The organism is Marinobacterium arenosum, from assembly GCF_019795155.1.
Classification (GTDB): Bacteria; Pseudomonadota; Gammaproteobacteria; order Pseudomonadales; family Balneatricaceae; genus Marinobacterium_C; species Marinobacterium_C arenosum.
Genome location: NZ_JAILYN010000007.1, coordinates 79,579 through 95,163, shown reverse-complemented (window position 1 = coordinate 95,163; position 15,585 = coordinate 79,579). Strand labels below are relative to the sequence as shown.

General features: G+C 61.9%; 15 protein-coding genes. 2 read left to right on the top strand and 13 right to left on the bottom strand.

Going from position 1 to position 15,585, the window contains the following annotated elements:
* Nucleotides 1-24 precede the first annotated feature (24 nt).
* Nucleotides 25-663: a cytochrome c biogenesis heme-transporting ATPase CcmA gene (gene ccmA, locus K6T12_RS05165; RefSeq protein ID WP_222220145.1), complete on the bottom strand. Its 639-nt coding sequence runs from the start codon at nucleotides 661-663 to the stop codon at nucleotides 25-27.
* 145 nt (nucleotides 664-808) lie between these two features.
* Between ccmA and K6T12_RS05160 the strand changes: the two genes are divergently transcribed.
* Nucleotides 809-2,872 (top strand): flagellar hook-length control protein FliK, encoded by a 2,064-nt coding sequence (locus tag K6T12_RS05160; protein ID WP_222220143.1) that lies wholly within the window; start codon nucleotides 809-811, stop codon nucleotides 2,870-2,872.
* Nucleotides 2,869-3,207 (top strand): EscU/YscU/HrcU family type III secretion system export apparatus switch protein, encoded by a 339-nt coding sequence (locus K6T12_RS05155; protein WP_222220141.1) that lies wholly within the window; start codon nucleotides 2,869-2,871, stop codon nucleotides 3,205-3,207. Before K6T12_RS05160 ends, K6T12_RS05155 begins: the two co-directional genes overlap by 4 nt.
* On the opposite strand, the gene K6T12_RS05150 is transcribed toward K6T12_RS05155, so the two are convergent.
* The 12 genes from K6T12_RS05150 to flhF all read right to left on the bottom strand — a co-directional run bounded on the left by K6T12_RS05150 (nucleotide 3,195) and on the right by flhF (nucleotide 15,583).
* Nucleotides 3,195-3,605 carry a DUF2802 domain-containing protein gene (locus K6T12_RS05150; protein WP_315853565.1) on the bottom strand — a complete coding sequence of 137 codons (411 nt, stop codon included), beginning with the start codon at nucleotides 3,603-3,605 and terminating at the stop codon, nucleotides 3,195-3,197. The two genes, K6T12_RS05155 and K6T12_RS05150, sit on opposite strands and share 13 nt — an antisense overlap.
* Before the next feature lie 87 nt (nucleotides 3,606-3,692).
* The gene (locus tag K6T12_RS05145; RefSeq protein WP_222220139.1) at nucleotides 3,693-5,219 is read right to left on the bottom strand and encodes a chemotaxis protein CheW; all 1,527 of its coding nucleotides are present in this window, start codon (nucleotides 5,217-5,219) and stop codon (nucleotides 3,693-3,695) included.
* The gene (locus K6T12_RS05140) at nucleotides 5,216-6,001 is read right to left on the bottom strand and encodes a ParA family protein (RefSeq protein ID WP_222220137.1); all 786 of its coding nucleotides are present in this window, start codon (nucleotides 5,999-6,001) and stop codon (nucleotides 5,216-5,218) included. Before K6T12_RS05140 ends, K6T12_RS05145 begins: the two co-directional genes overlap by 4 nt.
* A 2-nt stretch (nucleotides 6,002-6,003) precedes the next feature.
* Nucleotides 6,004-6,927 (bottom strand): OmpA family protein, encoded by a 924-nt coding sequence (locus tag K6T12_RS05135; RefSeq protein ID WP_222220135.1) that lies wholly within the window; start codon nucleotides 6,925-6,927, stop codon nucleotides 6,004-6,006.
* Nucleotides 6,927-7,667 carry a flagellar motor protein gene (locus tag K6T12_RS05130; protein ID WP_222220133.1) on the bottom strand — a complete coding sequence of 247 codons (741 nt, stop codon included), beginning with the start codon at nucleotides 7,665-7,667 and terminating at the stop codon, nucleotides 6,927-6,929. The genes K6T12_RS05135 and K6T12_RS05130 overlap by 1 nt, the downstream gene beginning before the upstream one ends.
* Nucleotides 7,667-8,896 (bottom strand): protein-glutamate methylesterase/protein-glutamine glutaminase, encoded by a 1,230-nt coding sequence (locus K6T12_RS05125; RefSeq protein ID WP_222220131.1) that lies wholly within the window; start codon nucleotides 8,894-8,896, stop codon nucleotides 7,667-7,669. The genes K6T12_RS05130 and K6T12_RS05125 overlap by 1 nt, the downstream gene beginning before the upstream one ends.
* Nucleotides 8,897-8,930: 34 nt before the next feature.
* Nucleotides 8,931-11,045, bottom strand: coding sequence for a chemotaxis protein CheA (locus tag K6T12_RS05120; RefSeq protein ID WP_222220129.1), 2,115 nt, complete (start codon nucleotides 11,043-11,045; stop codon nucleotides 8,931-8,933).
* An 11-nt stretch (nucleotides 11,046-11,056) separates the two neighbouring features.
* Nucleotides 11,057-11,872: a protein phosphatase CheZ gene (locus K6T12_RS05115; RefSeq protein ID WP_222220127.1), complete on the bottom strand. Its 816-nt coding sequence runs from the start codon at nucleotides 11,870-11,872 to the stop codon at nucleotides 11,057-11,059.
* A 19-nt stretch (nucleotides 11,873-11,891) separates the two neighbouring features.
* Nucleotides 11,892-12,275, bottom strand: a complete 384-nt coding sequence (gene cheY, locus K6T12_RS05110) for a chemotaxis response regulator CheY (protein ID WP_222220125.1) — start codon at nucleotides 12,273-12,275, stop codon at nucleotides 11,892-11,894.
* A gap of 82 nt (nucleotides 12,276-12,357) precedes the next feature.
* Nucleotides 12,358-13,068 carry an RNA polymerase sigma factor FliA gene (locus K6T12_RS05105; RefSeq protein WP_222220123.1) on the bottom strand — a complete coding sequence of 237 codons (711 nt, stop codon included), beginning with the start codon at nucleotides 13,066-13,068 and terminating at the stop codon, nucleotides 12,358-12,360.
* A gap of 12 nt (nucleotides 13,069-13,080) precedes the next feature.
* Nucleotides 13,081-13,908 carry a MinD/ParA family protein gene (locus K6T12_RS05100; protein ID WP_390879075.1) on the bottom strand — a complete coding sequence of 276 codons (828 nt, stop codon included), beginning with the start codon at nucleotides 13,906-13,908 and terminating at the stop codon, nucleotides 13,081-13,083.
* A gap of 13 nt (nucleotides 13,909-13,921) precedes the next feature.
* A complete protein-coding gene (gene flhF, locus K6T12_RS05095) occupies nucleotides 13,922-15,583 on the bottom strand; it encodes a flagellar biosynthesis protein FlhF (RefSeq protein ID WP_222220119.1) in 1,662 nt (553 codons plus the stop codon).
* Nucleotides 15,584-15,585 lie beyond the last annotated feature (2 nt).

The following is a 15,585-nucleotide window of genomic DNA, read 5'->3' as shown; positions in this document are numbered from 1 at the left end:
GCCGGGCATTGGTCACGGGATTGTTCATAAAGTTCCCGCTCCGTTGGAAAGATCGAGTCGTCGGATCCGCTCGCCGAGCGCCATTTCGTGGTGGGTGGTCAGGATTACCGTGCCGCCGGCCTGGGCATGACGCAGGATCAACGCCTCTTTGGCCGCCACCCCCTTCTTGTCGATGGCGGTGAACGGCTCGTCGAGGATCCACAGCGGCGCATCGCTCAGGTAGAGCCGCGCCAGGCTGACCCGGCGGTGCTGACCCGCCGACAGGGTATGACAGGGGACATCCTCGTAGCCGCGCAGGCCCACCCGTTCCAGCGCCTCCAAGATACGTTCGCTATCCACCGACGGGTGCATGGCGGCATACCAGCTCAGGTTTTCCAGCGGCGACAGGGTGCCCTTGACCCCCGGCTGATGGCCAAAATAGAGCAGCGAACGATGGAACTGGTCACGGACATCGGCCAACGCCTCGCCACGCCAGTAGATCTCACCTTCGTAGTTGCGCGACAGGCCGCTGAGAATACGCAGCAGGGTGGTCTTGCCACTGCCATTGGGCCCTTCGATCTGCAGCACCTCGCCGCCGTTTACCGAAAAGCTCAGATCCTCGAACAGGACTCGGTCATCGCGCTCGCAAAAGAGCTTCTCTACGCGCAGTAACGGCTCGGACAACAGACACACCCCAGGCTGATCGACAGCTAAAACTACTTCACTTTTCGCGACTTTCGCCGACGAATAATAAAGCGAGTCATTATATACAAAATCCGGTTCGGTGTAGCATTGAGCCAACGTACTGATACTGCTGGAGTAGCAATCCTTGATCCCGGGCATACCATCCCCACCGCCAGCCGGCACCAGCCGCAACGACAGCAGCGACCAGGCCGCAGGGAAGACGTTGCCGGTCGATACGCCGATCAGCGGCAAGGTGGTGTCGGTCAGCCAACCGGCCGGTGGCAACAGCTACCGGCTGACGGTGGAGGTCAACAACCAGCTGCTGCAACTGACCGCCAGCCAGCCGCTGGCCAAGGGTTCGCTGATCGAACTGCTGCAACAGCAGGACGGCCGGCTACAAATTCAGCAACCGGCCAGCCCGCCACTCCCGGCCGGCACTGAGCAGGCCAACCGCCAGGCAAGCCTGCTGGCCCAACAGGCCCGCGACAGCGTGACCCTGCAGTTGAGCCGGCTCCAGCCGGGGCAACAGCCGGCAGAAAGCCCGGCGCTGCGCCAGCCGAGCAACGGGGTGGTGATCAGCAGCCAGCCGCAGCCCGCAACGGCCCAGGCCAACAACAACGGTGCCGCCGCAGCACAAACCGGCACCTCCGCCACGACCACAACAACAGCAACGGCAAGCCAGAGCGGCATGTCCGGACCGCCCAGTACAACGGCGGGCCCGCAAAACCAACCGCCTGCAACCACCGCCGGCACGACCAACAGCGGCGCAAGCGGCCAGACGGTAGCCAACACACTCAGTACACCGACCGGCAATGGCAGCGAAACGGCGCCAGCGACCCGGACAGCAGCCACCACGGCGCCGCCGCCAGGTAGCGCACCACCGGCTCCGTCGACACCGATAAATGCGACAAGCACAGCGACGCAGGCGGACGGCGCCAAGCCGGCACCCCAGCCAACCACCACGCTTGCGCCCCGTCCGTCGACCACCAACACCACGGCACCGATCGGACGTCCGGCCAGCCCGCCGCCCTCGCCGGCACCAACAATCAGCGATACCCCACAGCCAGCCAAGCCTGCCGCCCAGCCAAACGCCCCGCAGACCGCTTCGCCCGCGGCAGCAGCGGGCAACACCGGCAATCGCCAGACCACCGTTGTGCAAACGGCAACGAACACCTCAGTAACCACAACCGCACCAAGAGTCGAAGCAACGCAGACAACGCAGACAACGCAAAATATCCAACAGCCGCACCAGTTGCGGGTGCAACTGGCTGACAGCCGCACCCTTGAGCTGACCAGCCCGCGACCGGTTGCCATCGGCACCCAGCTTCGGTTAACGCCGCAACCGGACGGCAGCATCCAGGCCCGCGCGCTGGCGCCGCCGCCGGCGGTGCCGATGACCGAACAGCAGCAACGGCTGGTCGACGAACAGCTGCGCCAGGCCTTGCCGCAGCAGCAACCAACCGGCGAGGTATTCAGCCAGCTACAGCAGTTGGCCAGTCAGAACGGGGCCGTCAACCGCAGCCCGGTGGCCAACGCGGTCCGCTCGATGTTGTCGCTGTTCGGCGTTACGCCCGGCGACATCGACAGTCCGGAGGCGATCCAGCGCAACCTGGAGTTGGGCGGTCGGCTGACCGAATCCAACCTGGCACAGGGCAAGGGGCTGCCGGCGCAGGATATGAAAGCGGCACTGCAGCAGCTGCAGCAGCTGGGTGAACGGTTGCCGGAAGACGCCCGCCGCCAGCTCGACCAGTTGATCCAGAAACTGCAGTCGCGCCATACCAGCCAGCAGCTGGGCGCGCTGCAGCAGTGGCGCGAACTGCCGGACGGCGGCCAGGAGCGGGTGATCCAGCTGGACCTGCCGGTCAGGCAGGAGGAGCGCTACGAGAATGTCGAGGTGAAGATCACCGAGGAGCAGCGCCGCAGCCAGGATGAACGCTTCCAGACCCAGTGGCGGGTGCAGCTGCAGTTCGACCTGGCCAAGCGCGGCCACCTGACCGCCGAGCTGGTGCTGCAACAAGACGAACAGCTGTCCGGCAGTTTCTGGTGCGAACGGCGCGAGACCGCCAGCGAGATCCGCCAACGACTGCCCCAGTTCGTCAGCCAGCTGGACAATCAGGGCTTCGAAGTCAACGAGCTGCACTGCCATATCGGCCGCCCGCCGGGTAACAAGGACAGTGTCCGCAAGCAACTGATCGACCTGAAAACATGAACGAGAAGATTGAAAGGACCGCGCGGACCGATACGACCGACCTCGACAAGCAGGCGGTTGCGCTGCGCTACGAAGCCGACAAGGGTGCCCCCTATATCGCCGCCAAGGGCCGCGGGCTGATCGCCGAGCAGATCATCGAGCTGGCCGAGCAGCACGGCGTGCATATGCACCAGAGCCCGGAACTGGTTGATGTGCTGGTGAGATTGGAACTGGGTGAGGAGATACCGGAAGCGCTCTACCGGGCGATCGCCGAGATCATCGCCTTCGCCTACAGCCTGAAGAATGAGCAGCTCAGCCGCCCGTCGGTGCAGCGCGATGCCGGTTACCGGTCGTGACCAAGCGCGTCGTTGGATTGCAGCTCTTTATGTAGCAGCGCCATCAGCTCGGCCTCCGGTCGGCCGATACCACAATTCTTGACCAGGTCGTCGACGTCGGCGCCCATCTCCATCAGCCGGGCCGCCTGATTGTAGGCCAGTACACCCGGGTCGCGATTTTCCAGCTCCAGCTGTTTCTCGCTGGTAACGTTGAGGCGCTGCTCGACATCGACCAGCCGCTTGCCCATGCCGATCGAACTGCTGGTCATCGCCTGGATCTCATTGCGCAGTACATTGATCAGCGCATAGTGACTCTGCTTGTGGGAACGCAGCCGGCGCCAGAGCGCCAGCGCGATGCCCAGCGAAAAGGTCGCCAGAAGCAGAGCGGTGATAATGAGGGTCCACGCAGTGGCGGTCACGGCTATTCCTGTTGTAGAGCGGTTCTCGCGTACAGGATACTAGAGGAGCCTGCGCGACACCAACTCCTGCTCAAATCGAACGACTGCTCACAGAGCGCTATTTAGCTGGCTGATCAACGCGTCCACATCGAGGATTGCACAGCGCTCCGCCATGCAGGTACCCAACAACCAGGGCCGTCGGCTACGGTCCACCGACCAGGCGACCGAACTGCAGGGAATTCGCACTGAACGGGTCATCTCGTCGCAGGCCAGCGCCCAATAGCCGCCATCCAGCACCACCATATCCTGATAGCTGCACTTCTCGGCATCGTAGAGTTCCGGCATCAACCAGTGTGCGCTGTCCAGTACATAGGTGAGGGTATGATCATTCTTGACGATCTGACCGAGAATCCAGTCATGCTCCAGCTCCATGCGCAGCGACACCTTTTCGATACTGGTCGCCGACTGGATGTGCTCCATCGGGATCGCCACGTTGATGCCATAAACGGTGACCATGACGCAGTTGAGCTCGTCGCCGGCCCAGGCCGGTTTCTCCCCCACCGGCAGTGCCGGCGCAACGGGGACAGGTGGCTCAAGCGGCGCAGCAGGCTCGACCGGAGACTCGGCCACTGCCGCTTCGGCGGCCGCCAGCATCGCGGCGTCGGCCTCCGCTTCGAGTCGTTCGGATTCGGTCAGCTGTGGCAGGCCGTCATCATCCAATGCCGGCACCATCTGATCCAGCAGCGCCAGATCCTCCTCGCTCAGCTGAATGGCTTCAGGTTCGGCCGTATCGATAGCTTGCTCGATCACCACCGTATCGGCCAGCAGCTCCTGGTCTTCCGTCGGCAACTCCGGCAGCTCCAGCTGAAACTCAGCGTCAGCCGCCACGAGCGATTCTTCATCGAAGTCGGCCAGGGAGATATCGGTGACCGCCGGCTGTTCAGCGACGGCTGCAGGCTCGACCGGTACAACAGGTTCGTCAGCCGCCGACAGTTCTACCGGCAGCGGCTCGGAGATCGTCAGCAGCTCGGTCGCGTCAATCGGCTCCGGCGGCTCGATCGATTCGAGCGCCTCAAGCACATCCTCAGCCGCCAATGACTCGGGAACCTCAGGCACCGGTTCTGAGGTCGCTGCTGCCAGCTGCTCTACCGGCGCCGCGAGGTCCGTCTCAACGCTCAGCTCAGGCAATTCAGCTGCCGGCGACTCAGCCAGCGGGGCCGTATCGGCGAGCGACGGAATCTCCTCGGGCTCCGCCAGAGGTTCGCTATCGACCGTGTCAAACTCTTCGAGCACAGCGTCGCAATCACCAGCCGTAGCAACCTCGACGTGCTCGGCGCACTCTGGCAGGCCGATAGCATCTTCGACTGCCGCAAACCCGGACTCGGCCTCTGCAAGCGGCTCAGCCGTCAGCTCGGTCTCTGCGCAAGATTCCGCCGGAACCTCTTCGGCCGCCACCTCTTGCGGTTGCTCGGCTTGCGACGGCTGATCGAGCTGCGGATCCTCATCCAGAGGCTCGGCCAGGTCGGCCATCACCATCTCTTCCAGCAGATCCAGTTCCGGCTCCGCCTCCTGCAGCAGGGAATCCAGGTAGTCCTGTACCAGGCGCTGACCATTGTTCATCTTGGTATCGCTCATGACGCTTCCTGCTTCGAAGATTCCAGCAAAGACCGCAGCAGGCGGGCGTAGGCATGTACGCCACGACTGCTGGAATCCAGTTCAGACGGCACCACGCCGGCGATACTGGCATTACGCAGTTTGGTATCGGTCGGCACCACCGCGCTGGAGATCTCGCCCGGGTAACGATGATGCAACTCACGCAGGCTATTGACCGAAGCCTGGGTGCGGCGATCATAGAAGGTCGGGATAATGGTGTAGCGCAGTTCGCGGCGACGGGCGCGATTTATCATCCGGATGGTGCGCACCATCCGCTCCAGCCCCTTCATCGCCAGGAATTCGGTCTGTACCGGCACCAGCAGGTGGTGAGCGGCCGCCAGCGCATTGACCATCAACACCCCCAGCACCGGCGGGCTGTCGATCAGTACGAAATCATAATCGGCCTGTACCTGGCGCAACGCCTTGGCGACCTGCAAGCCCAGCCCCTCCTGGCCAACCGCCTTGCGCTCCAGGGTGGCCAACGAAGTCGCCGCCGGGACCATCGAGATCCGGTCATGACTGGTCGGTACGATCAGGCTGCGCACCATCTCCCGATCAAGCGGTTCGTCACTGTCAAACAGGTCGTAAACGCTACGCTCGAGCTCATCCGGATCGTAACCGAAGTAGCTGGTCAAGGATCCATGCGGATCCAGGTCAACGAGCAGAACGCTGTAGCCCACTTCGGCCAGCAGTCCAGCCATCGTCACAACGGTGGTGGTCTTACCCACGCCACCTTTCTGATTAGCCACGGCCCACACTTGCATCGTTATTGTTCCTGTTCAGCGTGATTCGTTACTGGTTCTGCCTGGCGGTACAACATGCCACCCCGCTCCGTTCGAAATTGTTCAATCACCGGCGGCTGGTTCGATATCCCGGCATCTTCCGGCAATATCTCGGAAATTGTCGCGCCAGACAACTGCTGCGCACCATAGATGCTGCGCAGCTGACCGATCTGGGCGTCTCGCGCCACCACCAGTACCACCCGCCGGTTCTTGCGGCGCCCTTCGGCCGTCCGATTGCTGTAGGCCGGCCGAAATTCACCATAGCCAACGGCAGACAGTCGTTGCGGCGCAACGCCAAACTCGGTCAGCAGACGGACCACCGCCGCCGCTCGGGCCGCCGACAACTCCCAGTTACCGGGGTAAGCGCCCCGCTGCACCGGCTGGTTATCGGTAAAGCCCTCCACCTGTATCGGCTGCGCCGATTCCAGCAGCGGCTGAACCAGTTGCTCCAACAGCAGCTCCGCATCCTCCGAGGGGGTGGCACTGCCGGAGCTGAACAGCAGGGCGGCATCAAGCTCCAGCTCCAGCCAGAGGCCGTCACCACCGAGCGATACCCGGCCCAGCTCGGGCTGGGCTTCAAGTCGCTGCTGCAACTGCTGCTGCAGTACGGCGAAATTGCCGCCCGCTGCGCGCCCCTGATCGGGCAGTAACCCGTCGTCCGCCAGTGCCGCCGGTGCAGTCGCGGCGACTGCATTGTCGTTTGCCGGAACCGCTGTGCCGCTGGATTCCGTGTTCTTGACGAACACATCGGACAGCGCAGCCGACAACTGCCGGTACTTCTCCTCGTTGACCGAAGAGAGCGCATACATCACCACGAAAAGGGCAAACAACAGGGTAATAAAATCTGCGTACGAGATCACCCAGCGGTCCGCATGGGGGTCGCTATCGCTGCGTACCCGGCGCGGCATTACTGGAGATACCCCATCAATCGACGCTGCAGAGCCTGCGGCGTATGGCCATCGGCAATCAACATCAAGCCCTCCAACACCATCTCCTGGTACTGGTAGCGGGCCTGAACATACGCCTTGATCCGATTGGCCAGCGGAATCAGCAGTAGATTGGCCAGCCCCACCCCGTACACCGTGGCAACAAAGGCGGTGGCGATACCGCTGCCCAGTTGCTCGGGGGCGGACAGGTTGCCAAGCACCTGGATCAACCCCAGCACGGCACCAATGATGCCCAGGGTCGGCGCATAGCCACCCATGCTTTCGATCACCCGCGCGCCCTGCAGATCGCGCTGCTCACGGGTGACCATTTCGATCTCCAGGGTGGCCCGCAGGCTATCGACGGTGCCGCCGTCGACCAACAACCGCAACCCCACCCGGGTAAAATCATCGTCCAACTGGTCGGCCTGCTGCTCCAACGCCAGCAGGCCATGCCGCCGCGCCAGCTCGCACCAACCCACCAGTTGACTCAAGCCGCTGCGACAATCCGGCAGCGAGGAGCGGAACAGCCCCAACATCAGACGGATGGCATAACGAAACTCGGCTGACGGTGTTTGCACCGCGGCGGCGGCCAGGGTGCCGCCGACCACGATCACAGCGGCCGGCAGGTTGGCCAACTGGCCGAGTTCACCGCCGTCCAGCTGGACTGCACCAACCACCGCGAGCAGTGCCAATAGCAGCCCGAGCAGGCCGGACAGGTCCATCAACGTCCTCCGGAGAGGATCGGGCCGATCTGCTCCAGATCCAGTATCTCGTTCGCCAGGCCGGCCTTGATGACCGCCTGCGGCATACCGAAGATGGTGCAGCTATCCTTGCTTTGCGCCCAGACGTGAGCGCCGGCCTGCTTGAGCAAGCGAGCTCCTTCACTGCCGTCCGCCCCCATCCCCGTCAGGATGATCGCCAACACCCGGTTGCCGTAACTTTTGGCCGCCGAGCCGTAAGTAACATCGACACTCGGCTTGTAGGTCAGCCGGTCGTCGCCCGGCAGGATACGGATCCGGTCATGCTGCTTGCCGTCGACGATCAGCTGGTGACCACCCGGCGCCAGCAGCGCTCGGCCCGGTTGCAACCGGTCGCCATCCTCCGCCTCCTTGACGGCGATCTGACACTGCTGATTGAGCCGTTCGGCAAACACCGTGGTGAACGTCTTCGGCATGTGCTGGATCAACAGCAACGGATAGGGGAAGCTGGCCGGCAACTGGGTAAGAATCTCCTGCAACGCCGCCGGGCCGCCGGTCGATGAGCCGATCACCACCAGCCGGGTATCGCGCGGGATAGCCAACCGCTGACTGCCGCGCAGCGTCGAGCGGGCAGCCAGATCCGCCGCAGCGCCACCGCCAAGCGGGCGGCGCAACGCCGTCGATGTAGCCGTCGATGCGGCCCTCGAATTAACTGTCGACTGCGCTGCCGGAGCCGGTGATGCGGACGCCGCAGCCGCGTCAGAAGATCGGCTGCGTTGCGGGCGGAACACCATGGTGGTGCTGCTCTGGCCCTCTTTCGCCCGGCTGCGCGCCATGAACGGGGTCAGTGCCCGTCCCTGCGAGCCGATGGTAACGATCTTGTCGCAGAGCTGTTTCTGGAGAGACAGCGAGCGATCCATCCAGGCCCGCATATCCTTGGAAAGGTAATCGACCGCCCCAGCCTCCAGAGCCTGCAGGGTAACCCGCGCGCCTTCCTGGGTCAGCGATGACAACATCATCACTTTGGTCGGACAATCGCGCATGATGATCCGGACCGCTTCGATGCCGTTCATCTGCGGCATCTCCACATCCATGGTTACCACGTCCGGTCGCAGTTTTTTGACCTGTTCAATCCCTTCCCGGCCATTACTGGCGCTACCGACCACCTCGATACGCGGGTCGGACGCCAGCAGCTCGCTTATACGATGTCGAAAGAATCCTGAGTCATCAACGATTAATACCCTAACTGCCATAGTCAGCGTTTCATTCCAGTTGAGCTACGCCCCCTCAGGAGGCGTAGTTCTTCAGCAGGTTCGGGATATCGATGATCAGCGCGATGCGACCGTCACCGGTGATGGTGGCGCCGGACAGACCCGGCGTGCCGTGCAGGATTGAACCGAGCGGCTTGATCACCACTTCCTCCTGGCCAACCAACTGGTCCACCACGAAACCGACCCGCATGGTGCCGACGTTGACGATCACCACATGGCCCTGATCGGGCAGCTTGGCCTGCTGCTGCCCCTGGATCAGCCAGCGCTTGAGATGGAACAACGGCAACGCCTGGTCGCGTACGATAATCACCTGCTGGCCGTCGACCGCGTTGGTCTGGGTCAGGTCCAGGTTGAAGATCTCGCTGACGTTGACCAGCGGCAGCGCAAACGCCTGATCTTCCAATACCACCATCAGGGTCGGCATGATCGCCAGCGTCAGCGGTACCTGGATCGCGATACGGGTGCCCTGGCCGAGCACCGAATCGATGCTCAGGGTGCCGTTCAACTGGGTGATCTTGGTCTTGACCACGTCCATGCCGACACCGCGGCCGGAGACATCGGAGATCTCGGTCTTGGTGGAGAAGCCCGCCTGGAAGATCAGGTTGAAACACTCCTGCTCGGTCAGACGGCGGGCGGCTTCGGCATCCAGCATGCCACGATCCACCGCCAGCTTACGCAGCTTTTCCGGGTCCATACCGGCACCGTCGTCCTGAATCACCAGCAGGATATGATCGCCCTCCTGCTCGGCGGACAACAGCACATGACCTTCACGCGGTTTGCCGATCCGATCACGCTCCTCCGGCGCCTCGATACCGTGGTCGACCGAGTTGCGTACCAGGTGGATCAGCGGATCCGCCAACGCCTCGACCAGGTTCTTGTCCAGGTCGGTCTCTTCACCGCGCAACTCCAGCCGGACCTCTTTGTGAAGGTTGCGCGACAGGTCACGAATCAGCCGCGGGAAGCGACCGAACACCTTCTTGACCGGCTGCATGCGGGTCTTCATGACCGACATCTGCAGATCGGCGGTCACCATATCCAGGGTTGCCAGCGCCTTGGCCATCTCCTCGTCTTCGCGGGTCACGCCAAGACGCACCAACCGGTTACGGATCAGTACCAATTCACCGACCATGTTCATGATCTTGTCCAGCAGGCGGGTATCCACCCGCACGTTGCTCTCCGGCGTTGCCTTGGCCTGGCCTGCCGGCGGTTTACCGGCGGCGCTGTCTTTCATCACCGGCTCCGCACTGACGGCCGGCGCAGCCACCGGAGCCGGCGTCGCGACAGCCGGTTCAACAGCTTCATGACGGGCATCGCGACGCTCTTCATTGACAAAGGCGAAGGCCCCCTTGCCCTGAGCCTGCAGATCATCCAGCAGGGCCTCGAATTCGCTATCGCTGATCAGTTCGTTGGACGATCCCGCACCTGTCGACTCGGCCACAGTGTCACCTCCGCTCATCTGTCCTGGCGCGCCACCCGGTCCGTGCAGCTCATCCAGCAGGCTTTCAAATTCATCTTCGGTGATCAGTTCCGAGCCACCAGCCGCCTCGACCGGATCCGCTTCGGGGATAGCCGCCGCATCGCCGGCGATATCCCCCAGCAACATCTCGAACTCGGCACTGGACTGGTCAGCCGCGCCACTGCTCGGCGCAGGCTTGGCCACTGGTGCCGGTGCCGGTGCCGGTGCCGGTACGACAGCCGGTTGCGGTTCCGGTGCGGCCGCCACTGCCGGTGCCGCCGGCGCACCACCGTTGACATAGTGATCCAGCGCAGCCAGCAGGCCGGCATCGGCCCGCTCAAGCCCCTGACCGTCGCGTACCGCCTCGAACATCATGTTGATGGCATCCAGCGCCCGCAGTACGACGTCCATCAGCTCGGCACTGATGCCGATCTCGCCGTTGCGCAGCATATCGAACAGGTTCTCGGCCTTGTGGCAGCAGTCGACCATCGCTTCGAGCTGCAGGAAACCGGCACCGCCTTTTACGGTATGGAAGCCACGGAAGATCGCATTCAAGAGCTCCCGATCATCCGGACGCTGTTCCAGATCCACCAGCTGTTCCGATAGCTGCTCCAGGATCTCGCCGGCTTCGACAAGGAAGTCCTCGAGAATCTCCTGATCCACATCAAAACTCATAGGAAGCTCCTTTAAAAACCAAGACTCGACAGCAATTCATCCACATCATCCTGATCACAGGCCACGTCGGGCGCATCCTTCTTGATCTGCGGACCTTCCGCCTGAACAGACGCCGTCTTGTTTTCATTCGGCTCAGCCCGGCTCGACAGCACCTCGGCCACATCGATACCGCTGAGCCGCTCCACCTGCGCCGCCATCTCCATCAGCTTGACCAGGTGTCCCTCGACATTGGTCACCAGGGTGATCACCCGGCGGATAAGCTGGCCGGTGATATCCTGGTAGCTTTGTGAAACCAGGATATCGGTCAACTGGCCGCGCAGGGTTTCAATTGTTTGTTCGGACTCTTCCTTCAAGGTGCAGGTACGGTCATATACACCTCTCAGGCCCTCGAACTCCCCTTCCAGCTGACCCACCAACGACAGCAGATCCTTGAAACGCTCACTCTGCTTGTCCAGTCGATCGACCAGCGTCAGCGCGGTATCGATCCGGTCCATGGTGTCATGGGCATTACTTTCGGTGACTTCGATCACATAGGCCAACCGTTCCGATGCATCGGCGAATACCTGACCGGCACCTTCAGCTTTGCTCTTGCCGTCAATCGCGTTGCCGACATCGCTGCTAAATGCCTTGATCGCCTCGTGCAACCCCCGGGTCAGGAAGCCCACCTCATTGTAGAAAGCGCGGTGTTTTGCCTCGTTGAGTTCCTGTATCAGAACCATGGCGCTGGCGAGATCACCCTGCTCCAGGACATCGACCAGCTCCCGCGCCTTGCTGTGCAGCAAGCTTTCGAACTGGTCGATCCCCTGACGGAGGTCCGGTGCGGTCATAACGGTAATTCCCTTAGGCTCAGTTCAAACGCTCGAAGATTTTATCGATCTTCTCTTTCAGCACCGCCGCAGTGAAAGGCTTAACCACATAGCCGTTCACACCGGCCTGAGCCGCCGCAATGATCTGCTCACGCTTGGCTTCTGCTGTCACCATCAGCACCGGAATATGTGCCAGGTTGGCATCGGCCCGTACGTGTTTCAGCAGGTCGATACCGGTCATGCCCGGCATATTCCAGTCGGTGATCAGGAAGTCAATTCCGCCCGCTTTCAGGATCGGCAGTGCCGTCTGGCCATCGTCGGCCTCCTGCACATTGGTCAACCCCAAATCCCGCAGCAGGTTTTTGATGATGCGCCTCATTGTAGAAAAATCATCTACAACGAGAATCTTAATGTCTTTCTTCAAGACACGTCTCCCCTATAGAACCACGCAACTCGTTGAGTTTAATCTTCATTAGGTCAATTACGTTGAGTCCGGTCAAGCCTTTTCATTGCCAGTCACGCAACCGGCTGCGCAATCGCATGGCGGCCTGACTATGAATCTGGCTCACTCGGGATTCGCTGACCCCCAGCACCTGACCGATCTCCTTGAGGTTGAGCTGCTCGTCATAATACAGCGCCAGCACCAACTTCTCGCGCTCCGGCAGACGCTCTATCGCCCCGGCCAGAGAGCGCAGAAAACTTTCTCGCGACACATGCCTTTCCGGACCGGGATCATCATTGGCGATATAGTCGCCCGGCCCTTCATCGGAGGAAGCAACCAGCTCGTCATAACTGAACAAGCGGCTCTCCATCGAATCTTTCAACAGCGCATAATAGTCGTCCAAGGTGACACCCAGCTCCGCCGCCACTTCGGCATCGGCGGCATCGGCACCGGTTCGCGCTTCGATTTTATGGATAGCGTCAGAAATACGACGGGTATTGCGATGAACCGAGCGCGGCGTCCAGTCGCCACGACGCACTTCATCGATAATGGCTCCGCGGATGCGGATACCGGCATAGGTTTCAAAGCTGGCGCCCTTGCAGGGGTCGTAATTGCGGTACGCCTCCAGCAAACCGATCATGCCGGCCTGTAACAAATCATCCAGTACAACGGATGACGGCATTCGTGCCTGCAAATGATGGGCGATTCGTTTAACCAACGGCGCATATTGCTCAATCAGCTCATCATTCGAAACAAATTGCACCTGGTTATACATGCAGGACCTGTACTAATCCTTTCTGCCTGCGCCACGCACCAACCGTTCGACAAAAAACTCCAGATGCCCGCGTGGCGTAGCCTGCACCGGCCAACTGGTGACTTTGTTCGCTAACTGACGGTAAGCCTGGGACGCTTTGCTGTTAGGAAACTTTTCAAACACAGCACGTTGCATCTGCACTGCCTTACGAACGGATTCATCATAAGGGATTGATCCGACATATTGAAGTGCCACATCCAGGAAGCGATCTGTAACAGTTACTAATTTATTGTACATATTTCGCCCCTCCTGGTCGGAGCGCACCATGTTGGCCAGCACCCGAAAACGGCTGATCCGGCTGTCACGGTTCAGCAACTTGATCAGCGCATAGGCGTCGGTGATCGAGGTCGGCTCGTCGCAGACCACCACCAGCACCTCCTGGGCAGCCCGCACGAAGCTGAGCACCGACTCGGAGATACCGGCCGCGGTATCCACCACCAGCACGTCTAACTCATCCTGGATATCGGCAAAAGCGTGCACCAGTTCAGCATGCTGATGGGGACTGAGCTGGGTCATCTCCTGGGTACCGGAGGAAGCCGGCACGATCTGCAACCCCGGCTTGACCGGCACCAACACCTGTCGCAAGGTACAGTCGCCAGCCAGCATATCGGCGATGTTGCGCTGCGGCCGGATACCCAGCATCACATCGACGTTGGCCAACCCCAGGTCGGCATCCATCAACACTACCCGCTGCCCCATCGCGGCCAGCGACAGCGACAGGTTCACCGACACATTGGTCTTGCCGACCCCGCCTTTTCCGCCGGTCACCGCAATCACCCGCACAGCTGCTGGGCTCATCATCTCGTCAGCCCCCTCAACCGGCCTTGAACAACGGTGTGACTTTGGCGGATTGCGCGATCTTCGCCTCAGTAGCCCGGCTCTTCTGAGCAGTCACCACGGCCCGGCTGACCAGCTCATGCTTACGCGCCACGCTGACATCATCCGGGATTTTCTGACCATCGGCCAGATAGGCGATCGGCAGCCGCTGCTCTACTGCCAGAGACAGCGCCTCGCCGAGGCTGCCTGATTCATCCAGCTTACTGAGCACGCAACCGTTCAGTCCCATCTCCTTATAGGCCGCATAGGCGCTTTCCATCACCTGACGCTGGCTGGAGCAGGACAGCACCAGCAGTTTCTTCAGCCGTACGCTAACCGAGTCCAGCATCTCCATCTGCAGTTCACTGTGCGGCTCGCTGGCATTCAGGCCGGCGGTATCGACCAGCACCAGGCGCTTGTTACGCAACGATTGCAGCACCTCGTCCAGAGTTTCTTTTTCGTTCACCACCCGCACCGGCACATCCAGTATGCGGCCGAAGGTACGCAGCTGTTCATGCGCCGCAATCCGGTACGAGTCGGTGGTCACCAGAGCCAGGCTGGCGCTGCCGTACTTCAGTACGTACTGGGCCGCCAGCTTGCCGATGGTGGTGGTCTTGCCGACCCCGGTCGGACCTACGAAGGCGATCATGCCGCCACGCTCGATGAAGTCTTCGCCGATTACTGGAATCGACTCGGCCAGCCGCGCCAGGGTGTTACGCCAGGCCTTGTCGGCGGCAATATTCGGTTCCACACCAGCCAGCAGCTGCCGGCTGAGGCGTTCGCTGATACCGATCAGGCCAAGCTTGCGGGCCAACGGACCGGCATCCCGCATCGAATCCGGCGCAGCCGAAGGCTCCACCAGGTCCGGTGCCGGCGGCTCCGCCGGAACCGAGGCGCTACGCGCCTGCTGGGCCTCCTGCGCCTGTTGCACCAACATCGCCTTGAGCTGCTGGATCTCATCCTGCATCGCCCGGATCACGGCATCATCGGCCGCGGCCGGGGCAACCGGTGCGGGAGCCGCCGGCTGAGGTGCGGCCTGTTGAGGAGGAGCCGGCTGAGGTGCGGCCGACTGGGATACGGACGGCTGAGGCGTAGCCGGATCGGCCAACGGAGACTGAGAGTGTCGACCGCGAACCGGCGCGGATACCCAATGCTCCGGCTCGTCGAGTTGAGGTTCCACCGCCAGCGGATCATGCAACCGCTGAGTCTGGCGGTTACGCTCGAAATTCTGCGCCGCCTCATTGGCCTTGGCCTTCTGGCGCGCCTTCAGCGATTCCAGGATCGCCCGCAGCTGTTCGTCATCGCCACCACGCATCTGCCGGTTGCCCTGCTGGGACGCCGCCATATCGGTACTGCCGGATTGCTGCGCCACGGCGATACGGGACTTGGCACGCAGCAGCTCTTCGCGTAACTGATCGGGCGACAACGCCTGGCGCGACGACACCGCCGCCCGCATCCGCTCCTCCTGCTGACGCTGACGGGTCTGCTCACGCTGAAACTCGGCCTGGGCGGCATCGTATTCATGCTCTTCGGCAGCCACCACTTCCACGCCGCCGGCCACCCGATGGTTGGAGACGATCACCGCATTAGCGCCGATCTCCTCGCGTACCCGGCGCATCGCCTGGCGCATGTCCGGCGCGAAAAAGCGTTTAACCTTCATAC